Source organism: Sphingomonas xinjiangensis (assembly GCF_014199255.1).
GTDB classification, from domain to species: Bacteria; Pseudomonadota; Alphaproteobacteria; order Sphingomonadales; family Sphingomonadaceae; genus Sphingomonas; species Sphingomonas xinjiangensis.
On sequence record NZ_JACIJF010000010.1, the window covers coordinates 53,362 to 76,689 of the forward strand.

A 23,328-nucleotide genomic window follows, 5' to 3' on the forward strand; every position below is an offset into this window, starting at 1 on the left:
ATCGTCGAGACCGTCATCCGATCCTCGGGGCGTGAAGGGGAAGGCCTGGGCTGACCGTAGCCACAAGTTCGACCGAGCCGTGCTGGACTTCAGTGATCAGCAACTCCGACCGGCCACACCGGAATGCGACATTGGTCGGAAGATCTCCGTTCGTCGGAATGCAAGGCAAGGCGATGCCGAGCGCATCGACGATCGCGATGCGGCCCTCGCCATAGATCGCGCAGAACAGCCTTCCATCCACGTCGAAGGCCATGCCGTCCGGTCCGCGGAAGCGGTCCATCGGCCCGTCCACCGAAACCTGAGCGAAGACTTCAGGGTCACCGTCCATCTCTTGGCGGTAGACGCGTCCGGTGAGCGTCTCGCTGTAATAGAGGGCGCCGTCAGCTCCGAAGGCTATTCCGTTGACGAAGCGCATTGCCGTGCGCAGCCGCCGTACCACCCGTCCCCGATGGGGATCGATCGCAAACAGGCGTCCGTCATAATCCCTGCTCGCGAAGTCCCCGCGCAGCTGACCGCCGACGATTAGATCACTTCGCGCGATGCCGGAATCTGTCATGTAAAGGAGCCCGTCAGGCCCGAACGCCAGGTCGTTGGGAAAAAGGAAGGGACCCGCCTCGTCACCCTCAAGCCGCATCGTCACCCGCCCATCGGGTGCGATCCGCAGAAGGGCGTCCCCGCCGCCGGCCACCCACAGGTGGCCGTCCCCGTCGGCAGCCAAGCCGGTAGGCCTGCCGCCAAGGACAGCAAGGGTGCGCGCCTGCCCGTCAGCGACCACCTTGGTGATGCTCGCCTTTCTTTCGCTCATCTCCACAAGCGCTGCTGATCCATCGGGGAACGAGACCGGCCCCTCGGGCTCAAGCAATCCGACGCACAGCACCTCGTTCCGATCACTCCGGCTACCGCCGGAAGCTGCGTCGGCTTCCCTTCCAGTCCTCCAGGTCACTCCCCGGCTCATTGCAGATCCCAGCCCTTCGAGTTCGCTCAAGATCGGTCTGGGTGCCCCGCTTCACTCAAACCGCCACATTCATAGGATATGCCCACTTCTCCTTTCCTCAATTCCTTGGAGGAGGGGGGAGCAGCCCCCCTCGAACGGGGGATCGACAAGAGCTGCAGAGCGCGCGAGCGAGAGAAAACCAATTCAGCTGGCGGCCTCGGCAATCAGAAGCGCGGCGGCTCCGGACTGCGAAGGCTTCCGAATGACGACTGCGCACACGCCGATCCGAATACTCGTCGCAGACGATCACGCGCTGATCCGGCTGGGCGTGGGCGCCGTGGTCAATCTGCAATCGGACATGATGTTGGTGGGGGAAGCGACGGATGGATCGGAGGCCGTGGAAGCGTTCAGGCGCCTGAAGCCGGACGTGGCGCTGATCGACCTTCAGATGCCGAACATGGATGGGTTGGAGGCGATAGCGGCCATCGTCTCGGAGTTTCCGAGTGCCCGGCTCATCGTGCTGACCACATACGCCGGGGATGCGCAGGCGCTGCGCGCCATGAGAGCCGGCGCGGCAGGCTACCTGTTGAAGAGCACGCTTCGGAAGGAACTGCTGGATGTAATCCGGACGGTGCATTCCGGGGAGTTCCACATCCCGCCTGAAATCGCCAACGACATCGGCAGAAACGCAATGCGAGACGCTCTGTCCGAACGTGAGATCGAGGTCCTCCGCTGCATCGCCCGGGGGCTGCCGAACAAGGGAGCCGCGCGGGAACTCGGCGTGTCGGAGGAAACCGTGAAGGCACACGTGAAGAGCATCTTCGGGAAACTGAACGTGGCAGACCGCACGGAAGCCGTGACGATCGCCGCCCGCAGGGGCATCCTGGATCTATCGCCCGGAAGCGACGCCTTCTAGATGCCATCCGGCGTGGCGAATTCGCCCGCTTCGATCTCGATCGATCGTCGGAACAGCGCCGGCGACTTGCCGAAGCGTCGCTTGAAGGCAGCGCCAAATGCACTCTCGGATCCATAACCGACGGCAGCAGCGATCCGGCCGATGGGCTCACGGGTCTCACGCAGAGCCACCGCTGCCCGTTCGAGCCGCCAATCACTCAAATAAGACACCGGCCCCTGTGCCACGAGCCTATTGAAGGCTTCCGCGAAGCTCGACCGCGACATTCCTGCCTCGCTTGCCATGCGCTTCACGGTCCAGGGCAGATGAGGATCGCGGTGTATCGCACCGAGCGCCTTGGCGATCCTTTCATCCGAAAGCGCCCGAAGCCACCCCGGTCCATGTTGAGGGCCGAAAGCTTGCTGATACCGCAACAGAAGTATCAGAAGGATCTGTGCGTAGTGGTCAGCTAGCAAGCCACTGCCCGGCAACGTGCAGCTCACTTCCTGTGCAAGATGCTTCAGCGCCTGACGAAGATCGAGCGCCGCGTCATCGCTTCCCCGCACGACGAAGGATGAAGGCAGCTGATCTAGGAGCAGCTGCGACATCTCAGGCATCAATTCGATCTGACCGCCGATCAGACGGCAATCGTCCCCCTCGCCGGCGCGGGCGACACCATCGATCGCGCCGCTGAAAGCAGGTCCCGCCTCCTCAGGAGCGAGCTGCGGATCGCTTGACAGCATGTAGCCTTCGCCTGGCGCAATGAAGAAGGCATCGCCGGCGGAAAGGCGCACGGAGCGCGAGGAAGAGATTGAGGTGAACCAACACTCGCCCTGACTGAGGGCATTGAACTTCGGATTGCCAATGGCAGGGAAACGAAGCGACCACTGACCTCCCGCGTGCAGACGTCCCGTTACCCGCGCACGTGCCCGAAGAAGCGAGAGAACGGATGTCAAAGCATCATCCATGGACGCTTCCTACAGAAATCCGGACGACGGCGAGCTTGAGCATCCAAGCCTCCATTGCGAAATCCACCTCAACAAATGGGAGCACCTTCGTGACTGAGCAAACGCCAATAGCTTCAGGCTTCGACGCATACTCGACGGCCGAACAGGTAATCGCGGGAGTGGATCTGTCGGGCAAGACTGCAATCGTGACCGGCGGGTATTCCGGACTGGGCTTGGAGATGACCCGCATTCTTTCCAATGCCGGTGCTCGTGTCGTCGTTCCGGTTCGCACTCCGGCCAAGGCGGCAGCTGCGCTCGAGACAATTGGGAATGCCGAGGTCGAGAGGATCGATCTAGCCGAACCGAAGTCGATCGACGACTTCGCCGACCGCTTCCTATCCACCGGTCGGCCCCTCGACATACTCATCCACAGCGCGGGCATCATGGCTTCGCCTCTCGAGCGGACCGCCGCCGGCCACGAGATGCAGCTCGCCGTCAACCACCTGGCCCCCTTCAGACTGACCCACCGCCTGATACCGGCGCTGCAGGCCGCCAACGGCTCGCGAGTGGTTTCGATGTCCTCCCGCGGCCACCGCCTGTCGCGCTTCAACTTCGAGGATCCCGACTTCGTCGCCCGCCCCTACGACCCGTGGATCGCCTATGGTCAGTCGAAGACCGCGAATGCGCTGTTCGCCGTCGCTCTGGACGCTCGCGGCAAGGATGAGGGCATCCGCGCCTATTCCGTTCATCCCGGTTCGATCCTCACCGACCTGGCCCGCCACTTGAGCCGGGACCAGATTGCCGCCTTCGGCGCACTGGATGACTTCGGAGAGCCACGGATCGACCCTGCGAACGACCTGAAGAACGTCCAGCAGGGAGCCGCCACCGCGATCTGGTGCGCGACGCACCCGGCACTGCAGGCGCTTGGCGGGGTGTATTGCGAGAACTGCGACATCGCTCCGATCCGCGCACCGGACGACCCTCGCAACGACGGTGTTCGCGAATGGGCCGCTGATCCCGCAGCTGCCGAACAGCTCTGGATCCTCAGCGAGCGCTTCATGCGGGGATCCAGCGGAGACTGAGGGTCCTTTCGCGCAAGTCATACCTGCGGACGGTTTCGTGTCCGGTCCGGCGTCCATAGCCTGTACGCATCGGGTAGACCGTCGAAGGAACGCGTAGAATGAGCGGAACGTCTTCACTGCAAGCGCCGCTCCAGTGAACGGATCGGAGCACTTGCTCTCGGCGATGCTGCCGATCATCCTTCTTCTTTCGTTCGGGGTGGTGGCGGCAGTCGCCTCCCGTTCCCTGCATCTCAGTCCGATCGTAGGCTACATCCTGCTTGGTCTGATGTTGCGGCTGTCCGGCTTCGATCTTGGCCCGTCCGAGCAGACCGTTTCGCTGCTGGCGGAGCTCGGGGTCCTGTTTCTGCTATTCGACATCGGCCTGCACTTCTCATTCAAGCGCCTCCGCGCCCAGGCTGCTGACATCTTCGGGTTCGGTCCCGCACAGGTGCTGTTCTCAACGCTCACAATTGCAGTTGCGGCTCGCCTGATGGGACTGCCCTGGAGCGGCGCCCTGCTCGTCGGCGCGGCGTTGTCCCTCTCATCAACAGCGGTCGTGGTGGGGCTGATCGCGGAGCGCCATCAGCAGGATTGCCCCGTCGGCCTCACCGCAACCGCCATCCTGGTGTTCCAGGACGTGGCAGGCATCTTCATCCTCATCGTGGCAATGGCTCTGCAGAATGGAGGGACGCCGCTGGAGGCCAGCGCGTCCGCCCTCGCCAAGGCGGCACTGAGCTTCGGTATCTCGCTGGTGCTCTCAAAGTATCTAGTCCGCCCTGCCTTCGACTTCGTCGCCCGCAGCCGCAACGAGGAGGTGTTCACCGCCGTCGCATTGCTCGTCGCACTGGCTGCGGGATGGGCCACCGGAACAATCGGCCTGTCGGTGACTCTCGGCGCCTTTCTTGGAGGAATGATGCTGGCGGACACGCCCTATCGCTCCATCGTGCAGTCCGAAATCAAGCCATTCAGAGGGCTGCTGCTCGGCTTCTTCTTCGTGTCCGTCGGCCTCGCTCTGGACATAGCAACTCTCTCGCACTCGTGGCATCTCGTCGCGGCAGTCGCGCTCGGCCTCGTTGCGCTCAAGATCGTCGCAAACGTGCTCGCAAGCCTTCTCTTCCGTTGGTCGGTTCCAGGCTCGATCCAGCTCGGATTTCTCCTCGCGCAAGGTTCCGAATTCGGGTTCGTTATACTGGGACTTCCCGCAGTCCGTTCGGCGGTCGGCAACGAGTGGTCGTCCATAGTGATCGCGGCAGTGGCGGGAACACTCGCGCTGACGCCGAACCTCGCTTCGGCAGGCCGTTGGATTGCGGGGACCCTCCGGGCGCGCCGCATGACGGTTCTGGATCCCGAGCTCGAGCCCCAGGCTCTGGTCGGACCGGTCATGATATTGGGCATGGGCGAAGTGGGCCGCGCGGTTGCAGACGCCCTGATCCATTTTGACATCGGCTTCGTCGCCATGGAGACCGACCAGCGCCGCCTGCGCGACGCTCTGGCAGACGGCTATCGGGTGGAGTTCGGCGACCTCAGCGATCCTCGCATCTGGGAGCCGGCAGCTCTGGAAGGACGTCGCGTCAGCGTTCTCACGGAACCGTCCTTGGAGATATCCGGTCGGCTCACTCCCCTCACCCGCAAGTTCTTCCCGGATCTACTGCGGGTGGCCGTTGTGGCAGACGCCGCATCAGCCGTCGGGTTCGCCAACATCGGCCTGACGCCGGTTATCGATGCTCCAGGCGACGGCGGACTGGAGACTGCCGCGCTCGTTCTGGAAGCGCTGGAGGTTCCGAGCGAGGCCATCTCGGACTGGATCTCCAGCCGACGAGGCTCATTCGCGGATACTCGCCACTCCAAAGCGGAAGCCAGCTCGACGCTCGAGGTCCTTCCCGCCTGACTGTCCCTCTCCTACCCTGCATCGGCATGTGAGCACGGCTGGCTATCGGCTCCCGAGATCGCGGCGCTGAGGCCAGGGCGCCTGTTCCCAGCCCCCGCCCAGCGCCTTGAACAGACTGATCTGCGCCTCGGCGACGGATCGATCCGACTGTGCCAACTCGCCGCGGGCGTTCGCCCGATCACGTTCGGCATCGATCAGAAGAAGAAAGCTGTCCGCGCCATTGTCGAAGCGTTGCTTCGAGAGTGCAGCGGCCTCTTCACTCGATCGGGATGCGCGCCGAAGGACAGCGTTCCTTTCCAGCTCCCCCCGGTAGCGCGCCAACGCCTGCTCGACCTCACGCAGCGCCGTGAGCACCGTTCCGTCGAAACGCGCGAGAGCGATGTCCGCGCCAGCGCGAGCCTGCCTAACCCGCGCGCGGGCCACCGTCTGGTTCGGAAAGTTCCAGGAGATGAGCGGACCAAGTGAGAAGCTGAAGCCCGACGGCTTGAACGCATTCCCCGGCGAAGTGCCTCCGAAGCCCAGGCTGCCGAGAAGCCGGACGGACGGATAAAGATCGGCTACCGCGATACCTACCCGGGCGGTGTCCGCTGCGAGCCCCCGCTCGGCGGAGCGGACGTCGGGACGCCGAGCAAGAAGCGCCGCGCCGTCACCAACGGGAATGGGCGTATGCAAGGGCGGAGGCGCAGTGCATCTCGAAGCGTCTGCGTCGATCTCTTCAGGGGCGCGACCGGTAAGGGCAGCGAGCGCATAGAGCGAGGCGCGGCGCTCCGCCTCAAACGTGGGCACCGTCGCTTCAGACTGCGCCAGGAGAACGTCCGCCCGCCGCACGTCGCGCTCGGTGCCGCGCCCCGCGTCAGCGAGGGACCTAGTCAGTCTCAGCGTCTCCCTTTGAAGTTCGACCGTCTGGCCAGCGACGTCGCGCTGCGCCGCGATGCTGCAGCTCTGCACGTAGGCCCGAGCGGTCTCGGCCGCGATCGCGACCCTTGCCGCATCCAGTTGGGCGGCCGCCGCATCTACGTCGCCGCGCGCCGCTTCGATCGCCCTCGTCACTCCGCCGAACAGATCAACCTCGTAAGAGGCGTCGAACCCGCTGGAATAGTAGTCGGTCTCCACCGATCGCCCGGCGCCTATCGCGGATCCCGCGAGCGATCCGCCAGGAGAGACCCGGTTGTAGGTAGCTGAACTGCTGAGCCCGGTCTCCGGAAGCCTCGCTCCTCGTTGTTCCGAGAGGATGGCTCGCGCCTGCGCCAGACTGCCGGCAGCAGCACGTATGTCCGGGTTGTGGGCAAGCGCGTCGGAGATCAGCCGATCGAGAGCCGGATCCTCATAGAGCTGCCACCAGCGGGTAGGCAGAGCCTGCGACGACGTGGGACCGCCGGCCTCTGCAAATCCGCCGCTCGAAGCCGGTCGGGTGGGCGGCACGACGGGCGGCCGATAGTCGGGTCCGACCACGCAGCCGGACAGGCTCATCGCCGAGAGAACAAGTAGCTTTTTCACTTCGCGCTCACTGAATTGTCGGTGGTGATCGTAGCGGCGGAGGCGTCCTTCCGTCGGAGGCTGCCCGCCCTGCGAGAGACCCAGTCCCCCGCTTTCCGGCTGATGACATAGAAGCTCGGCGTGAAGATCAGTCCGAAGCCGGTGACGCCGATCATTCCGAAGAACACCGCCACGCCCAGAGCCTGCCGCATCTCCGCGCCCGGTCCCGTGCCGATCACGAGTGGCAGCACCCCGAGGATGAAGGCGATGGACGTCATGATGATCGGGCGAAGTCGCTGTTCCGCCGCGTGCTTGGCGGCCTCGTGCATCTCCATCCCAGCATCCTCGTTCTGTTTTGCGAACTCGACGATGAGAATGGCGTTCTTGGCCGCCAGCCCGATGAGGACGATCAGACCGACCTGCGTCAGGATGTTGTTGTCCATGCCCATCAGGTTCACCCCGATGATGGCGGCCAGCAGGCACATGGGCACGATCAGAATGACGGCGAATGGCAGGACGACGCTTTCGTAGTTCGCAGCGAGGAGCAGGAACACGAAGAGCACCGCCAGACCAAACACGAGGGAGCCCGTGTTGCCCGCCTGCTGCTGCTGAAACGCCAGGTCAGTCCACTCGAAGGACATGCCCTTGGGCAGCGTGTCCTGTGCGATGGCGGCCATGGCCTGCAGGGACTGGCCGCTCGAGAAACCGCGAGCCGTGTCGCCCTGCAGCTCCGCCGAGGGGTACAGGTTGTAGCGGACGACGCGGTAGGGGCCGGCATCATCCTTAAGCGTGAGCACGGCATCCAGCGGGACCATGGCGCCGGACTCCGAGCGGGTCTTCAGGCGGCCCACGTCCGAAGCCTGATCCCGATAGGGAGCGTCGGCTTCGGCAGTCACTCGGAAGGTCCGCCCGAGCAGGTTGAAGTCGTTGACGTAGGTGGAACCGAGATAGGTGCCCATCGTCGAGAAGATGTTCTCGACCGGAACACCGAGCTGCTCGGCCCTGTCACGGTCGATGTCGGCATGCAGTCGCGGCGTCCGGACGTTGAAGGTCGTGAACGTGCTCGACAGACCTTCAGTCTTGTTGGCCTTCGCCATCATGGCCGTAGCCGCACGCTCAAGTGCCTCGTAACCCAGGCCGCCGCGATCCTCGATCATCATCTTCCACCCGCCGCCCGTGCCGATGCCGCGCACGGGGGGAGGCGGGATAAGCAGGACGTTGCCGCCCGTGATCTGCTTCAGCTTGGCTCTGATCTCGGCCGCCACCGCATCCGCGTTCGGCCTCGTCCCGATCTTCTTCAGCGTGATGAACATCGCTGCCGCATTAGGGGCCGCGGTCAGGGTGGCGCCGTCGACGCCGGCGAAGGCAACGGTATGCTCGGTCGCAGGATTGCGCAGTGCGATCCGGTTGACCTCGTTCATGACTTCGCTCGTCCGCTGGAGCGAGGATCCCGGGGGCAGCTGAATGGCCGCGATCAGATAGCTCTGATCCTGAGCGGGGATGAAGCCGGTCGGGGTGGCCGAAAACCTCCAGCCTGCCAGGGCGATCAGACAAGCATAGGACACGCCGATGATCAGCAGCGATCGAACCGCCCTCGCCGTGAAGCGGCCGAAGCGCTTCGCCAGCGCGTCGAACCCCCTGTTGAACCCGCGGGCGAAGCGACCCGGCAGGCCCAGCACGCCGGCGCGTGGCGCCACCTCGGACTTCGGCCGCAGGATGATCGCAGCGAGCGCGGGCGAAAGGGTCAGCGAAACGAGCGCTGAGATCACGGCGGCAGAGACGATCGTCAGCGCGAACTGCTGATAGAAGGCGCCCGAGATGCCAGGGATGAAGGACGTCGGGATGAACACGCCGCTGAGGACCAGTGCGATCGCGATCAGCGCCCCCCCGACCTCGTCCATCGTCTCGTGAGCGGCCTGCCTCGGCGACAGCCCCTTCTCCTCCATGAGCCGCTCGACGTTCTCTACCACCACGATGGCATCGTCGACCACAATGCCCACCGCCAGCACCATGCCGAACAGAGACAGGTTGTTCAGGCTGAACCCGAAACCGGCGAGGCATGCCAGCGACCCGATCAGCGAGATCGGAACCGCGATGAGCGGTATGACCGCAGCCCGCCAGCTCTGGAGGAACAGGATGACCACGATGCCCACCAGGACGATCGCCTCGAAGAGGGTCCTGTAAACCTCCTCGATGGAGGCGGAGATGTATTCGGTCGGGTTGTAGGGGATCGTATACTGCAGATCGGCGGGGAAGCCCTTTCCGATCTCTTCCATTTCGTGCCGAACCGCGTCGGCGGTCGTGAGCGCGTTCGATCCAGGCAGCTGCGTGACCGCCAGCGCCACCATGGGGTTACCGCTGAGCGCCGCATTCACGCCGTATTCGCGAGCGCCGAGTTCCACCCTGGCCACGTCTCGCAGGCGCGTGAGGCGCCCCTCGGGATCCCGCTTGACGATGATGGCGCCGAACTGCTCCGGCGTGGCGAGCCGTCCGTCGGCTTGAATCCCGAGCTGAAACGCCGTCCCTCCCTGATTGAAGGGAGGCTGTCCGACCGATCCGACCGCCGCCTGAGTGTTCTTCCGGCGCACTGCCGCTACGATCTCGTCGACAGTGAGATTCCGGGACGCAGCGCGATCAGGATCGATCCAGACGCGCATGTTCATCTCCCGCGCGCCAAACGCCCGGACGCCGCCCACGCCGGGGATGCGCAGAAGCCGGTCGATGATCTGCGTGGTGGCGTAGTTCGAGACGTATTGCTGCGACAGGCTGTGCCCCGGGGAGGTGAGCGCGATCGCCATTAGGATGTCGGGCGAGTTCTTCAGGACGGTCACGCCTATTTGGCGGACCTGTTCCGGCAGGCGCGGCTCCGCGACCGAGACGCGGTTCTGCACCAGAACCTGCGCCTGATCCACGCTCACGCCCTGCTTAAAGGTCACCGTGATCGAGAGACTGCCGTCGCCGGTGGCAGACGACGACATGTAGATCATGCCTTCCACCCCGTTGATGGATTCCTCAAGCGGAGCGGCGACGGTCTCCGAAAGCGTCTCGGCCGTCGCGCCAGGATAGGTGGCGCTGACCACCACCGTAGGAGGCGCGATCTCGGGATACTGGGACACCGGAAGGCCTGGGTATGCGACCAAGCCGATCACGACGATGAGGATCGAGACGACCGCCGCGAAGATCGGCCTCTCGATGAAGAAGTGCGGGAACTTCATGGCTCAGCCCGCCGTGGCTTCGGAGGGAAGTGGCGCGGTCTCGGGGACCGCGTTCGGCGAGGTGTCCTGGGCCCGCGGCTCCAGCGTGATCCGCCGCGCGTCGACGGAGGTGCCGGGCTGGAGCAGCGTGCCGCCCTCGACCACGACCCTATCGTTCGGCGTGATTCCCGCGCGGATCACCCGCAGACCTTGAACGAGGGGGCCGGTCTGAACCACCTTCGCCTGCGCCTTCCCGTCGCCTCCCACGACGTAGACGAGCCGCCTCGTCTGATCGGTGATGATCGCCTCGTCGGGGATCAGCATCGCCTTGTAGTGCCCGGACCCAAGGAGCCGTGCGCGGCCGAACAGGCCCGGCGTCAGGAAGCCGTCCGGATTGGCCACCACCGCGTGGGCTCGGATCGTGCCCGAGTTGCCGTCGATGGTGTTGTCGACGAAGCTCATCTTGCCGCGCCAGCGATAGGTAGGTTCATCAGCCAACTGGATCTCGACGGGGTTGGCCGAAGTCCGCGACGATCCTCGCTCGCCCGCGCGCGCCTGACGCATATACTTCAGGTAAAGGCTCTCCGCTCCGTCGAACGAGAACCAGATCGGGTCCGTCGAAACGATCCGGCTGAGCACGGTCTCACCGGCCGCAGCGAAGTTGCCAGGGCTGACGCGACGATCGGAGATGCGTCCCGCGACTGGCGCACGGACGGTCGTGAACTCCAGGTTGAGCAGCGCACTGCGCACATTCTCCTGCGCAGCCTGGAGGTCGGCGGCGGTGGTGCCGACCATGGCCTGCTTCTGCTCGTATTCCTCGCGCGAGATCGCCTGCGTCGCCAAGAGGCGGCCCGCTCGCGCGAACTCACTGCGCGCGTTGCGCAGCGTCGCTGAAGCCTTGGCGACCTGGGCTCGCGCCTGCCCAACCGCGGCCCGATAGGGCCGCGGATCTATGACGAACAACGGCTGCCCCTTCCGGACTGCCTCGCCGTCAGCGAAAAGCACACGATCAATCGTTCCGGAGATCCTCGGACGCAGCTGAACGTCCTCGATCGCTTCGAAGCGCCCCACATATTCGTCCCAGTCGACCACGTCCCGCTGCAGCGCAGTCGCGACGGTGACCCGCTGCTTCGCAGGCTGCTCTGGCACCGGCTTCGAGCAGCCTGCAGCAGTCATAAGGACGAAGAGCGGTAGAAGCGTGTGCCGCCCGCAAGGTGAAAGCGCGTTCATGGATCTCTGCAGCCTCTGCGTGGAGTTGCCTCAAAGACTGCACAAAGACTTGGGATGCGGATGCTTATACCCACGTATGTTCCAGTCGAACTCGCGTCTGGTGCACTTGCAGATTTGGTTCGCGATCGTCGACGGCCTCTGTCCCGACTCTTCGAGGATGACAGTCTCGGAGCTGAGATCTTGAACAGCCAAACCGGTCGACGGGTAAACGCGGGTATAGCTTAACCCGTCGTCGCCCTGGACGTATCGGGTTTGAAGTTGCTCCACCCGCCCGGAGGTTATCATGACACAAGCGCCTCCGCCCTGGGGAGAACAGCTCCAGGCCGATCCCACCGATCCCTATGAGCGATCCGCGCAGACCTTTCCTGTCCTCCCGCAGGAAATGGTCGAACGGGCAAGCGCCTATGGCATTCAGGAAATGCTGCCCGCGGGGACGAAGCTCGCCAGCCCTGGTGATCGCGGGGTCGACTTCTTCATCGTGCTGGATGGCACTGTCGGCATCTACGAGAGCGGGATGGACGGAGTTCAGAAGCTCGTGGTGCGCCATGACCGCTACCAGTTCACGGGCGAGCTGGACCTGCTCAACGACCGGATGAGCCTGGTCAGCGCGGTCGCCCTCGAGCCCACGACCGTCGCCCGCCTGGATAGGCTTTCCTTCCGTCGCCTGCTCACCGGCGAACCCGACATCGCCGAAATCGTCATGCGGGCGTTTATCCTGCGGCGCATGGGCATCATACGCCACGCCCACGGAAGCACCACTCTGCTGGGCCCGCGCGCCTCCGGAGAGTCGCTCGACCTCCAGCGGTTGCTGACGAGGAACGGCTATCCCGTGACGTTTGAAGCGGCGGATGCCGGTGAACCGGGTGCATCGCTCGCGCAAGAGCTTGGCATCGCCGCCGCAGACCTCCCGGCGCTCGTCCTTCCGACCGGCGAAGTCCTGCGCCGTCCACATGCGCGGGTTGTGGCCGACGCCGTCGGACTGTGGGAACCTGCCGATCCCACCACCGTCCACGACGTGGCGATCGTGGGCGGAGGCCCCGGAGGCCTGGCCGCCGCCGTCTACGCTGCGTCAGAGGGCCTCAGCACGATCGTTCTGGAGGAGCTTGCTCCGGGCGGGCAGGCAGGCACCAGCAGCAGGATCGAGAACTATCTCGGGTTTCCGACGGGCATCTCGGGTCAGGCCCTCGCCGGCAGAGCCCATGTGCAGGCGCAGAAGTTTGGCGCTCGCCTGGCGATCTCAAGGCGCGTGGCGCGCCTGGAGTGTGACCAGATGCCCTTTCGGCTTCTGCTGGACGATGGCACTCGAGTAAGTGCCCGCAGCCTGGTGATCGCCACTGGCGCTCGGTATCGCCGGCTCGGCACGCCCGACGATCTGCACTACGAAGGAAAGGGCATTCACTACGCGGCCACGCCGATGGAAGGGATGCTCTGCGCGGATCAGCAGGTGGTGGTGGTAGGCGGGGGCAACTCTGCCGGGCAAGCCGCCGTCTTTCTTTCGCGCATCGCGTCGCATGTGCACATGCTGGTGCGCGGCGAAGGACTTGCGGCGACGATGTCGGACTACCTCGTCCAGAGGATCGCGTCGTCCCCCCGGATCACACTTCACGCGCGCACCAGCGTCACCTCCCTCTCCGGAGATCCTTATCTCCGCCAAGTCGCGTGGCTGAATAGCCAGACCGGCGATCTGGGAACGATCGAAGCCTCCAATCTGTTCGTCATGGTCGGAGCTGAACCCAATACCGATTGGCTCGACGGATGTGTCGCGCTTGACGACCGCGGCTTCGTACTCACCGGACCTGCAGGCGGGCAGGCAACCAGCCCGTTTGAAAGCTCGCGACCCGGCATCTTCGCCATTGGCGACGTGCGGTCCGCTTCGGTCAAACGGGTCGCATCGGCAGTGGGCGAAGGATCGGTCGTGGTCTCGGCCATCCACCAATACCTTGGAACGCTATAAGAGGATTTCGACATGGACGAGTGCGCTCACGTTCAGACCATCAACAAGGTGACGCCGAGCGCCCGCGGATGCGAGGAATGCCTGAAGATCGGCTCGTGGTGGGTGCACCTGCGCATCTGCCGAGCATGCGGACACGTCGGTTGCTGCGACCAATCACCCAACAGGCACGCCACCGCCCACTACCATGCCACTCGTCACCCGGTAATCGAAGGCTACGATCCTCCCGAAGGCTGGGGCTGGTGCTATGTGGATGAAGTGTTCATCGAACTTGGCGACGACACCACCCCGCAGCTTGGTCCGATACCGAAGTTCTTCTGACGCCGACGAGATAAGCAAGTCCAATGCCCCGCCCGCCGTGCCACTCATCTCGGGCGCCCTGTGCCCTCGTGCACGTCGAGCTGATCTCCTGCACTGGGCAACGATGCCGCTGAGCGGCTGGGGAAGGTCGTCGAGCGACGACTACCATTTGCGGTTCCGCCAGGCTTTCACCGTGCGACAGCGCAGACGGAATTGCGTTCCACTTCTGCCTGCCCGAGGCGCGCACGGTCGCCACGTTCCGGTCCTCAGCACTGTTTCGAGTGACGCTCATGCACCGTTCTATCGGTCGCCATGGCGTCCTGAGCAGCATGATGAACGAACATCGCTGGACAGCGGGCTCGACTGCACCGGATCCCCAGGATCAGCAGGAAGCGGTAGGCTGGCGGCATGACTCTCGAGCAGCTTCGCATCTTTGTCGCCGTCGCAGAGCGCGAACATGTCACGCGCGCAGCGGAGGCTGCAGGCGTCACGCAATCGGCAGCAAGCGGAGTGATCGCGACGCTTGAAGCGCGGCATGAGGTCAAGCTCTTCCATCGGGTGGGCCGCGGCATCGAACTGACGGACGCGGGACGCTTCTTCCTGGGCGAAGCGCGCGCGGTGCTGGCGCGGGCAGCGGAGGCCGAGGTAGCACTTGGCGAGTATGGTGGTTTGAAACGAGGGCACCTGCGTCTCGTCGCAAGCCAGACGATCGCGTCCTATTGGTTGCCCGAGCGCCTTGCAGCCTTTCACCGCCGCTACCCGGCGATCGAACTCTCCGTATCGATCGCCAACACCGAAGGCGCCGCTCGCTCAGTGCGAGAGGGCGATGCAGAACTCGGCTTCATCGAGGGGGCAATCAACGATCCGGCGCTGGCACATTGGCCGGTGGGCGCCGATCGAATGCTGCTGGTCAGCAGCGTTGACGTCGAAGCGATCACCAACGACTGGCTGCTGTCCGCTCCCTGGATCATGCGGGAGGAAGGTTCAGGCACGCGTTCCACTTCCGAGGCGGCGCTGCGCGATCGCGGGGTCGATGCGCACGCGCTGAATGTCGTCCTGACGCTCCCATCGAACGAGGCGGTGCTGGCAGCGGTGCGCGCGGGCGTGGGCTGCGCCGTGCTGTCACAACTGGTGGTCGCTCCCGCGCTTCAGAACCGAGAGCTGGTCACCCTGCCATTGATGTTGCCGGCAAGGGCCTTCGTCGCCTTGCGGCAGAAGGAACGATACCGCAGCAAGGCGGCCGACGCGCTGCTGGACTCGATCAAGAACCATGACGCTCAGCCAGACTGGGTGATCTGATCGCCTAGTGCGATCCAAACGATCAGCGCTGACCTTCAGGTCCGGCACCCAACCACCCGTCGCCCAGCAAGATGCCCCTCGGAACAGCACAATAGCCGCCCGACCTATCCTCGTAACCAATTGGAACCATATGATCTGATCGTTGGAACGGCGATTTGCGACCGTCCACCTGTCTCCTGACACAAGGAGACGACCCGTGAACGCGCCAAGCCAGCTCTTCCCGCTCCGCCTGAATGGCTCACTGCTGCTGCCCGGTGTCGCGCTCTGTCTTGCCGTCACGGGTGCGGCGTTCGTCCTACAGCGTCTAGAGGAAGCACTATTCGGCCGCGCTTGGCTGGAAGCTCTGGTGCTCGCGCTTCTAATCGGCACGGCAGTGCGCTCTGTATGGACTCCTGGCCCGCGCTGGTTCCCGGGCATCTCATTCAGCGCCAAGTTCCTGCTCGAGTTGGCCGTTGTGCTGCTCGGCGCATCAGTCAGCGCCTCCACCATCCTGGCGGCCGGGCTGGGGCTGTTGCTCGGCATCGCCGGGGTGGTCGCGGTGGCGATCTCCGCCAGCTTCCTGATCGGGCGTCTATTGCGGCTGCCGCCGCGGATGGCGCTGCTCGTCGCCTGCGGCAACTCGATCTGCGGGAACTCGGCCATCGCAGCGGTCGCGCCTGTCATCGGTGCCGATGGCGATGATGTCGCCGCCTCCATCGGCTTCACCGCGGTCCTCGGAGTCGCCGTGGTGCTGGGCCTGCCGCTGCTCGGACTCGCGTTGCACCTCGATGGGCTGCAGTATGGCGCACTCGCCGGGCTCACGGTCTACTCGGTGCCACAGGTCATTGCCGCCGCAGCACCGGGCGGTGCCGCCGCGATCCAGATGGGCACCCTGGTCAAGCTGGTGCGCGTGCTGATGCTTGGGCCGGTCTGCTTAGCTCTGTCGCTGATCGCGCCGCGGCTGCGTGAGGAGGCCGACGAGCAGCCCCCACATGTCACCGCCGGCGAGCGGCCGGCAAGGGGCCGTCCGCCGCTTCACCATCTCGTGCCTTGGTTCATCATCGGCTTCCTCGCGCTGGTAGGCCTTCGATCCTTCGGACTGATCCCGCAAGTCGCACTAGCCCCTGCGAACGAGGCCGCGACACTGCTCACCGTGGTATCGATGAGCGCGCTGGGCTTGGGCGTCGACATTCGCGCCGTAGCTGGCGCTGGCGGGCGGGTTACCGCCACCGCGGTGCTGTCTCTCGTCGTGCTCGGCAGCGTCAGCCTCGCGCTGATCCGCCTTCTTGAACTCGCGTGAACCTACCGGCCGTTCGCTGCCTTGGACTGAAAGTCCGAGATGATGTTAAAAGCCGACGGTAGGATGGATGCCTGCCAGCGGGATTGTGCTGTCTTAACCTCCCTAACGAATGCTTCTGTCGCCGCTGCCTTCATGAACGACAGGAAGCCGTAACCGTCGCAGGCTTACCTATGGCAAGCCCTTTGCCACTGCTCGCCGCTGGTGAACGGCGCCCGGGACGTAGATCAGGGCATTGGGCGTTCCAGGCACCTTGACCGTTCCCACGACTCGATTCGAGGCAGTGTCGATCTGGACAACCTTGTTGGCGGTTGGAAGCGCTGCGTAGACGGCTGTTCCGTCGCCTGAGGTCCAGATGCCGGAAGCCTCTGCCTCCAATCGAACCGAAGCCACCTTACGAAAGCTGTCCGCGTCGAAGACTGAGACCGACGATGACACGGGAGATGACGCGTAGGCAAACGAATCCAGCCCAACGTGCACGAAGGTCAACGAACCGATCGCTCCCTCAAGCCGAGCCGAAGGTCGCGCCTTGAACGGTGGCTTAGTAGCGATAACGTCAATCTCGCCGTTCGGGTGATACGCCCATAGCGCCTTCCCATTGGGCGTAACGGCGAGGCGCCCAGCGCCTGGATACGTCGACGCAACACGAGCGATCTCGGTCTTCCGCTTCACGTCAAATGTTCGAATCTCCTGAGCGTAAGTCATCGACGCGAACGCTCGATGACCGTCCACCGACATTGCAATGGAAGCAGGACCCGAAGGCACCTCCAGTAGTGCGGTTTGCCTGAACGCGCGCATCTCAAACACCGCGATCTGGTTCTCCTTTGGAAGGGCGACCCACAGCTCGCGACCATCGCGCGTGAACGCCGCCCCGGAGGGTTCGCTGGACAAGCGGATTGTCTTCGCCACGGCGTCCGCAGCGGTTGCCGTGATCGTGATCTCTGATCGATCCTTGCGAAGCAGGGCGATCAAATCACCTTTCCTCGTCGCGGCGAGCTCGGCCAAGTCCCCACCCACCTTGATCTCTGAAGGCGGCGTGGCGATCCCACCCGAGATCGGGACGCAGTCCGAAAGCGCAGCCGCGGCAGGGTCGATCCCACAGATCACATCGCCTCCTGAATCGGACACATAGATCCGATCTCTGTGGCTGATCTCGATGTCGGGCCGAGCCCACGGAGACTGGACGGCGTCCACGTCGATCGGAGTGGCGTCGGAGGCCGGTGCGGCTTGATTCTCCTGTGCCACCGCAGGCGTGGCCAAAGCTGCCCCGGCGAGAAGGCATACTGCCGTAGAAAAGCGTGTCATGTAGTTCTTTCCGGAAGTGTCACAGCATTAGAACGCCAGACCAGCTGCACCGTCGGGCTGCCAAGAGCTCCCCGACGTGTCGAGTTCGCTACACGCACGAACCCGCCAGCTGGCTTGACGGGTGAAGGGTAGGACAGCTCAGCACCAACAGCTGGCGCGTTCACGGCTTCAGGTAGTTCCCAACTGGCCGCGGCAGATCGACCTAGCGCGACGCTTCGGGAGGATCGATGAACACGTACATCTCGACCACACGGCCTTCGCGCAGGCGCACAACGTCCATGCCGGTGGCGAGCGGCTCTGTCTGGGAACCTGCACGCCATCTTGCGACCGCCACCTCGTGATGGTGAAGCACCGGGCCGACGTATTCGAGCAGGACGCCTTCGCCGAGCAGTCTCTGCAGGCCCTCGACGCGTCCGGAGATCGCTTCAATACCCTGCGCCACATCGTCTGGCTCGTTCAGCACCGCGTCTGGCGCATAGAGTTCCTTGAGCGCGCTCAGCCGACGTGCCCCATCTCGCTCGTTCCATACGCGCGCGATGCTGCTGCGCAGCAGATCTTCCGGGTTTGCGGCAGCCTGTTCGACCATATCTCGTCTCCATTTTGAAAGTCGCCGAAAGGTGTTTGATTGATTGCTGCGTTAGGAAGAACGCGACATCGAAGTCCGAACGTGCAGGTTCAGTCCACGCGGCCCGCTTCCCTGATCGATTCGGCTGCCGGGTCCACCCGCCCGAGCGTCCAGAGGACGAGCGCCGCCGCGTAGAAGAGGGCCCCGCCGACCAGGAACGAGGTCGCCACCCCTGCATTGTCCACGACCGCGCCTCCAAGAGCTGATCCTGCAGCAAGGGATATCTGGAATACGGTCACCAGCACGGCTGAGCCCGCCTCGTATCTCTCCGGAGCGGCGCGATACGCCCAGGTCTGCACCGCCGGAGGGATTGCACCGAATGCGGCTCCCCAGACCACGACCAGTCCTATCCCGGCGACAGGCGAGTGGCCCAGAAGGGCCGCAGCGGCAATGGCGGAGCCCGCGAGCCCCGCCACGCCCATGAAGGCCAGCCGAAGGTCTGCGGCAAGTGCGCGCTCCGCCACGATCGTTCCCAATATCCCGGCCGCTCCGTAGGCGGCGAGCGTCGCACTGAGCCCGGCCACGCCGACTTTCGGGATCGTGACGAGATACGGCTCGAGATAAGTGTATGCGGTGAAATGCCCGCACGCGACCAGGGCTGCGGCTGCGAAGCCGACTATCGCCATCCGGATTCGCAGCACGCCGATCAGCTGTCGAACGCCGCCCCTGCCGTCGGCAGGCAGCGGTGGCAACACGATCGCCTGAGTGATCGCGACGGCCAGTGATAATCCAGCCATTATCTCGAAGGCAGCCCTCCAGCCGGCGAGATGCCCGAGCAGTGCCCCCAGCGGAACGCCAGCCACGGTTCCGATGGAGATGCCCGTCATGATAAGCGTGGTGGCTCGTCCGCCGGACTGCTCTGGCACCAGACGACGGCCGAGCGGCGCCGCAAATGTCCAGAAGCCGCCGACCGCCACGCCGAGAAGCACCCGCCCCGCAAGCACGATCGACAAGCTCGGCGCAGCAGCGACGGCCACATTCGAAATACCTATCAGCAGAACGAGACCGACCAGAAGCCTTCGGCGGTCGACGTTCCGGGCGACGACCGTTGCCAATGGGGCAGAGATCGCCGCCACCAGTCCAGGCACCGCCACTAGTCCGCCAGCCTGACCCTTGGTGATGCCGAGATCCACGGCGATCTCGCTCAACAAGCCCACCGGCAGAAACTCGGCCGTGACAAGAACGAAGCTGCCGAACGCTACGAGGACGACTCCCAGCCAATTGCGAAAGGAAGCCAGCCCGCTCACGTCGTATGTCGATCGCGTGCTTGCACCGCTCTCAACCGGCTGCGTTCCGCTCATCGAAACTCCTCCGATCCGGATCAGGCGGCCGCTGGATAATCGGTGTAGCCCTGGCTGCCCTGCGTGAACCAGGTGCCAGCGTCATCCATGGCCAACGGTATTCCCTCCGCGATCCGCCGGGGCAGATCCGGATTGGAGATGAAGGCGCGGCCGAAGGTGACGGCGTCGCCAATTCCGGCGTCCAGATCCGCTTGCGCCCGTGGAGCATTAAAATCGGAGTTGAGGAGGAGAGGCCCTTTGAAGAAGGGGCGCAGCTGCGGTGCAAGCGGCGCCATGTCGCCGACGCCGAAAGTCCCGTTCACCGGTGGTTCCCGGAGCTCCAGGTGGCCGATGCCGAGCGCCGAAAGCGCCTCGAGCGCAGCAGCGAACAACGGAACAGGGTCGCTGTCGCTGACACCCTGCGTCTCCCCGTTGGGAGACAGTCGAACGCCGGTCCGATCCGCGCCTATCGCGTCAGCGACGGCTTCGGTCACCTCCCGAAGGAGGCGAATGCGGTTCGTCAGCGACCCGCCGTATTCGTCGTCTCGGAAGTTCGCGCTGTCGCGTAGGAACTGGTCTATCAGATAGCCATTGGCAGCATGGATCTGGGCTCCGTCGAAGCCCGCTTCAATCGCGTTCATCGCCCCACGGTGGAAGTCTTTCACGATCGCCGAAATCTCGTCCCGATCGAGATGCCGCGCCTCGTCGTAGGGCTGCCGACCATCGTAGGTGTGGGCATGGCTCGGCGCGGTGGTGGCAGAAGCGGACACGGGGCGCTCGCCGTCGAGGAAGCTCGAATGAACGGTGCGTCCCATGTGCCAGAGCTGCACCATAATGCGGCCGCCAGCCTCGTGCACCGCATCGGTCACCTTCCTCCAGCCGGCGATCTGCTCCGGAGTCCAGAGGCCGGTCGCGTAAGGCCAACCAAGGCCCTGCTGAGTGATGCCCACAGCCTCAGAAATGATCAGCCCTGCGCTAGCGCGCTGGCGGTAGTAGTCCACCATGATCTCGGTGGGGACGTGCTCACGCGTGCCGCGAGCCCGCGTCATCGGCGCCATGAAAATGCGGTTCGGCGCCTTAATCGCGCCGATTTGAATTGGGTCCAGAAGCGAGGTCATTCCGCCGTCCTTGGTCGGGGTGCAACTTAGGGGTTCAGAAGGTCCATCTCCGGCGCGCTGGCACCGCCCTGCGCCTGGGAGATGAAGCTGCGCGTCGTTAAGGGTCCGCGGAACTGCTGAAGCATGCCGCCCTCGTCCAACCGGCCGAGGATGATCGGAGTGAAGCCGAACGAACCGATGAGTTCCGCGATTTCGCCATTCGCATCCGAGTGATTCCCAGACACGAAGAGAACGCGACTCCCACCGCGACTGTCGGAAGCCTCGCGACCGAGGACCCTCGCGAAATTGTGGTTGAACGCCTTCACCACCCTTGCGCCCGGCGCATGCTCCTGGACGATTTCGCTTGAAGGCCTTCCGCCAAGGTCCAGCGGAGAGAAGTCGGTGTAGTCGAGGGCGTTGGTGGCGTCGACGAGGATCCGGCCCTTCCAGTCCGCCACGCCCTTCAGCGCGGACGGAACCGCCTCGAACGGAGTCGCCAAAATCACGATCTCGGCCTCAAGAGCCTCAGCCAGGACAGTCGGGACGATGGCGGAGCCGAGTTCCCGTGCAAGCGGCTCAACCGCCTCCGGACCTCGGCTGTTGGCCACTGCAACCGAGACGTCAGCGCGGGCGAAGTGGCGGGCGACGGCGGTGCCGATCGCTCCCGATCCTATGATGGCATACTTCATTCGGGTTCTCCGGTCTTCGGCGGGAGCTAGGTTGCCGCCTCAGACGGAGAAGTGCCCGTTCCCCTACTCCATCGCCATGCTACGCGCCGGTATGGAAATCATACCTGCGTATGGCCGGCACTATCAGTCTACCGTGGGGATCGAGAAGACGAAGCTGGCACCCCCTCCAGGCCGGTTGACCGCACCGATCGTTCCGCCATGCGCCTCCATGATTGTCCTGGAAATCGACAGGCCCATGCCCATTCCAGTGCTCTTGGTGGTGAAGAACGCCGCAAACAGACCCTCGGGATCGTCGCCGACACCCGGACCGGTATCCGACACGGCAACCTCCACAGCTTGCGAAGTCGAACGTGTCTCAATGGCAATCACGCGAAGGCCCCCTTGATCGCCCATTGCCTGAGCCGAATTCATGATGAGGTTGATGAGCACCTGTTGAAGCTGGATGCGATCAGCCTGCGCCGCGGGGATGTCCGGTGCGAGCTCGACCTTAAGCTCCGCGCCGAGGTTCGAGACCTGTCGCCTCACAAGTTCCAAAGTGTCCTCGACCATGCGGTTCAGGTCGATCAAGGTTACGCTGCTGGAGCCCTTGGTCGCGAGGTTCCTGGTTCGAGCGATGATCTCGGCCGCCCTGCTGCACTCTGATATCATCCGTCGTATCGCGGCCTCCACCTCCTCCGTCTCCGGCTGTGGCCGCGCCAGCCATCTGAGCGCGGCGTTTCCATTCGCCAGGACTGCGGCAAGCGGCTGGTTCACTTCGTGCGCGATGGATGCGGTAAGCTCGCCGAGCGTCGCGACGCGGGCAGCGTGAGCAAGGTCCGCCTGCACCCGGGCGAGTTCATGCTCGCGCGCGATCCGCTCGCTGATGTCCGTGGTGCCGACGATCACCGCCGTTTCACCGGGCGCGTTCTTGGCGAACGCGCAGGTAAGGGCCACGTCTAGGCAGCTTCCGTCGGATCTCGACATCACCGTTTCCGTCTCGAAGGACGATGCCCCGGACAGAAGTGCGAACAGGTTCTGCGTGAAAGCCGGCAGACTGGCCTCGCAGCACCAGCGGCTTAGAGGCTGACCACGCACGGCATCGACGTCGATGCCGAACATCTCCCCAGCCTTCGCATTGACAGCCACGATGGGTGTCCGCTCGAGGGCTCGCTGAACAAACCCAGGGTCCTTTGCCAAGTGCTCCCTCAGCGAGGGAGCGTCCGTGGCTCCGGCCTCGTCCAGCATGCGCGTCAGGATCGCCAGGTCGACAATCCAGAAGCCCATCGCCGTTGCATCGAAGACGCTGTGGAAGCGATGGTGCAACTCGGCGACATCGAAGGTCAGGATGTATAGCCCGTCGAATCCGTGCTCCCCCATCCTGGGCACGTAACGCACGTCGGCTTCGCGAAAGGTGCCGTTCCGAAGCGGGGAGAAGGTGGTGAAGGCGGAGATTTCGCCTTGCCGCGCTCGCTCCAAATGCGGAGATCGAGCGGCGAAGTCCTCCTCGCCTATGATGTCCCTCAAGGACCTCCCCACCATCCACTCGGGTGTTCGAAGATACCACGCTTCGAGGTAGCGATTCGCGAAGCGGCAGATCAGGTCGCGGTCGAAGTAGCAGAGGACCGCCGGAACCGCATCGACCATGCGTCGAAGCTCATGGCCGGATATGGCGATCCGCTCATGGGGGGACCCGCCCGCGGCGGGATCAAACGGCTCGGTATCATGGTCGCTATCCATTCCTGGGATCTGAACCAAGCTGCTTTGGCGATCCAGCCCACACTTGCTGCCACGCGCTTCTTCGACAAAGTTCCCGCGCGCGCTGGTTAGCGAACTTAGCCGCGCGTATAGTTTCGCGCCGATGCGTCTCGGCGCAGTTATGCTCTATTGTAGTCCCGCCGAACGGAC

Annotated in this window: 18 protein-coding genes; 7 read left to right on the forward strand and 11 right to left on the reverse strand. The window is 64.3% G+C overall.

Annotated features, from left to right (window positions below):
• Positions 1-13: 13 nt before the first annotated feature.
• A complete protein-coding gene (locus FHT02_RS14995; protein ID WP_246352428.1) occupies positions 14-805 on the reverse strand; it encodes an SMP-30/gluconolactonase/LRE family protein in 792 nt (263 codons plus the stop codon).
• A 391-nt stretch (positions 806-1,196) separates the two neighbouring features.
• On the opposite strand from FHT02_RS14995, the gene FHT02_RS15000 reads away from it, so the two are divergent.
• The gene (locus FHT02_RS15000) at positions 1,197-1,850 is read left to right on the forward strand and encodes a response regulator (protein ID WP_184089319.1); all 654 of its coding nucleotides are present in this window, start codon (positions 1,197-1,199) and stop codon (positions 1,848-1,850) included.
• Here the strand turns inward: FHT02_RS15000 and FHT02_RS15005 are convergent.
• Complete coding sequence (locus tag FHT02_RS15005; RefSeq protein WP_184089322.1) at positions 1,847-2,794, reverse strand: AraC family transcriptional regulator; 948 nt, start codon at positions 2,792-2,794, stop codon at positions 1,847-1,849. The two genes, FHT02_RS15000 and FHT02_RS15005, sit on opposite strands and share 4 nt — an antisense overlap.
• Before the next feature lie 89 nt (positions 2,795-2,883).
• Between FHT02_RS15005 and FHT02_RS15010 the strand changes: the two genes are divergently transcribed.
• Both FHT02_RS15010 and FHT02_RS15015 read left to right on the forward strand, forming a co-directional pair.
• Positions 2,884-3,855, forward strand: a complete 972-nt coding sequence (locus FHT02_RS15010; protein WP_343056959.1) for an oxidoreductase — start codon at positions 2,884-2,886, stop codon at positions 3,853-3,855.
• Between the two features lie 133 nt (positions 3,856-3,988).
• Positions 3,989-5,722 carry a cation:proton antiporter domain-containing protein gene (locus tag FHT02_RS15015; RefSeq protein ID WP_221239512.1) on the forward strand — a complete coding sequence of 578 codons (1,734 nt, stop codon included), beginning with the start codon at positions 3,989-3,991 and terminating at the stop codon, positions 5,720-5,722.
• Positions 5,723-5,764: 42 nt separating this feature from the next.
• Here FHT02_RS15015 and FHT02_RS15020 read toward each other — a convergent pair whose 3' ends face one another.
• Genes FHT02_RS15020 through FHT02_RS15030 form a run of 3 tightly spaced genes read right to left on the reverse strand, consistent with a single transcriptional unit; the run spans position 5,765 to position 11,568 of the window.
• A complete protein-coding gene (locus FHT02_RS15020; protein WP_343056960.1) occupies positions 5,765-7,219 on the reverse strand; it encodes an efflux transporter outer membrane subunit in 1,455 nt (484 codons plus the stop codon).
• Positions 7,216-10,413, reverse strand: coding sequence for an efflux RND transporter permease subunit (locus FHT02_RS15025; RefSeq protein WP_184089325.1), 3,198 nt, complete (start codon positions 10,411-10,413; stop codon positions 7,216-7,218). Before FHT02_RS15025 ends, FHT02_RS15020 begins: the two co-directional genes overlap by 4 nt.
• Before the next feature lie 3 nt (positions 10,414-10,416).
• Positions 10,417-11,568 (reverse strand): efflux RND transporter periplasmic adaptor subunit, encoded by a 1,152-nt coding sequence (locus FHT02_RS15030; protein WP_246352429.1) that lies wholly within the window; start codon positions 11,566-11,568, stop codon positions 10,417-10,419.
• Between the two features lie 337 nt (positions 11,569-11,905).
• Between FHT02_RS15030 and FHT02_RS15035 the strand changes: the two genes are divergently transcribed.
• The 4 genes from FHT02_RS15035 (at position 11,906) to FHT02_RS15050 (ending at position 16,451) form a co-directional block, all read left to right on the forward strand.
• Positions 11,906-13,576 carry an FAD-dependent oxidoreductase gene (locus tag FHT02_RS15035; RefSeq protein ID WP_184089331.1) on the forward strand — a complete coding sequence of 557 codons (1,671 nt, stop codon included), beginning with the start codon at positions 11,906-11,908 and terminating at the stop codon, positions 13,574-13,576.
• A 12-nt stretch (positions 13,577-13,588) separates the two neighbouring features.
• Positions 13,589-13,894, forward strand: coding sequence for a UBP-type zinc finger domain-containing protein (locus tag FHT02_RS15040; RefSeq protein WP_184089334.1), 306 nt, complete (start codon positions 13,589-13,591; stop codon positions 13,892-13,894).
• A 387-nt stretch (positions 13,895-14,281) separates the two neighbouring features.
• The gene (locus FHT02_RS15045; protein ID WP_184089337.1) at positions 14,282-15,172 is read left to right on the forward strand and encodes a LysR family transcriptional regulator; all 891 of its coding nucleotides are present in this window, start codon (positions 14,282-14,284) and stop codon (positions 15,170-15,172) included.
• Between the two features lie 196 nt (positions 15,173-15,368).
• Positions 15,369-16,451: a YeiH family protein gene (locus FHT02_RS15050; protein WP_343056961.1), complete on the forward strand. Its 1,083-nt coding sequence runs from the start codon at positions 15,369-15,371 to the stop codon at positions 16,449-16,451.
• A 168-nt stretch (positions 16,452-16,619) separates the two neighbouring features.
• On the opposite strand, the gene FHT02_RS15055 is transcribed toward FHT02_RS15050, so the two are convergent.
• The 6 genes from FHT02_RS15055 to FHT02_RS15080 all read right to left on the reverse strand — a co-directional run bounded on the left by FHT02_RS15055 (position 16,620) and on the right by FHT02_RS15080 (position 23,160).
• The gene (locus FHT02_RS15055) at positions 16,620-17,453 is read right to left on the reverse strand and encodes a YncE family protein (RefSeq protein WP_184089340.1); all 834 of its coding nucleotides are present in this window, start codon (positions 17,451-17,453) and stop codon (positions 16,620-16,622) included.
• Positions 17,454-17,955: 502 nt separating this feature from the next.
• Positions 17,956-18,339, reverse strand: coding sequence for a nuclear transport factor 2 family protein (locus FHT02_RS15060; RefSeq protein WP_184089343.1), 384 nt, complete (start codon positions 18,337-18,339; stop codon positions 17,956-17,958).
• 89 nt (positions 18,340-18,428) lie between these two features.
• A complete protein-coding gene (locus FHT02_RS15065) occupies positions 18,429-19,679 on the reverse strand; it encodes an MFS transporter (protein WP_184089346.1) in 1,251 nt (416 codons plus the stop codon).
• A 20-nt stretch (positions 19,680-19,699) separates the two neighbouring features.
• Positions 19,700-20,776: an alkene reductase gene (locus FHT02_RS15070; RefSeq protein WP_184089349.1), complete on the reverse strand. Its 1,077-nt coding sequence runs from the start codon at positions 20,774-20,776 to the stop codon at positions 19,700-19,702.
• 26 nt (positions 20,777-20,802) lie between these two features.
• Positions 20,803-21,444 carry an NADPH-dependent F420 reductase gene (locus FHT02_RS15075; RefSeq protein ID WP_184089352.1) on the reverse strand — a complete coding sequence of 214 codons (642 nt, stop codon included), beginning with the start codon at positions 21,442-21,444 and terminating at the stop codon, positions 20,803-20,805.
• Positions 21,445-21,567: 123 nt separating this feature from the next.
• Positions 21,568-23,160, reverse strand: coding sequence for a PAS domain-containing sensor histidine kinase (locus FHT02_RS15080; RefSeq protein ID WP_184089355.1), 1,593 nt, complete (start codon positions 23,158-23,160; stop codon positions 21,568-21,570).
• Positions 23,161-23,328 lie beyond the last annotated feature (168 nt).

Bases quoted from the DNA above. Each gene is read 5' to 3' on its own strand.
- FHT02_RS15000 (WP_184089319.1), top strand. From the start codon at position 1,197: ATGACGACTGCGCACACGCCGATCCGAATACTCGTCGCAGACGATCAC.
- FHT02_RS15080 (WP_184089355.1), bottom strand. From the start codon at position 23,160: ATGGATAGCGACCATGATACCGAGCCGTTTGATCCCGCCGCGGGCGGG.
- FHT02_RS15070 (WP_184089349.1), bottom strand. From the start codon at position 20,776: ATGACCTCGCTTCTGGACCCAATTCAAATCGGCGCGATTAAGGCGCCG.
- FHT02_RS15040 (WP_184089334.1), top strand. From the start codon at position 13,589: ATGGACGAGTGCGCTCACGTTCAGACCATCAACAAGGTGACGCCGAGC.
- FHT02_RS15075 (WP_184089352.1), bottom strand. From the start codon at position 21,444: ATGAAGTATGCCATCATAGGATCGGGAGCGATCGGCACCGCCGTCGCC.
- FHT02_RS15045 (WP_184089337.1), top strand. From the start codon at position 14,282: ATGACTCTCGAGCAGCTTCGCATCTTTGTCGCCGTCGCAGAGCGCGAA.
- FHT02_RS15025 (WP_184089325.1), bottom strand. From the start codon at position 10,413: ATGAAGTTCCCGCACTTCTTCATCGAGAGGCCGATCTTCGCGGCGGTC.
- FHT02_RS15005 (WP_184089322.1), bottom strand. From the start codon at position 2,794: ATGGATGATGCTTTGACATCCGTTCTCTCGCTTCTTCGGGCACGTGCG.
- FHT02_RS15035 (WP_184089331.1), top strand. From the start codon at position 11,906: ATGACACAAGCGCCTCCGCCCTGGGGAGAACAGCTCCAGGCCGATCCC.
- FHT02_RS15065 (WP_184089346.1), bottom strand. From the start codon at position 19,679: ATGAGCGGAACGCAGCCGGTTGAGAGCGGTGCAAGCACGCGATCGACA.
- FHT02_RS14995 (WP_246352428.1), bottom strand. From the start codon at position 805: ATGAGCGAAAGAAAGGCGAGCATCACCAAGGTGGTCGCTGACGGGCAG.
- FHT02_RS15030 (WP_246352429.1), bottom strand. From the start codon at position 11,568: ATGACTGCTGCAGGCTGCTCGAAGCCGGTGCCAGAGCAGCCTGCGAAG.
- FHT02_RS15060 (WP_184089343.1), bottom strand. From the start codon at position 18,339: ATGGTCGAACAGGCTGCCGCAAACCCGGAAGATCTGCTGCGCAGCAGC.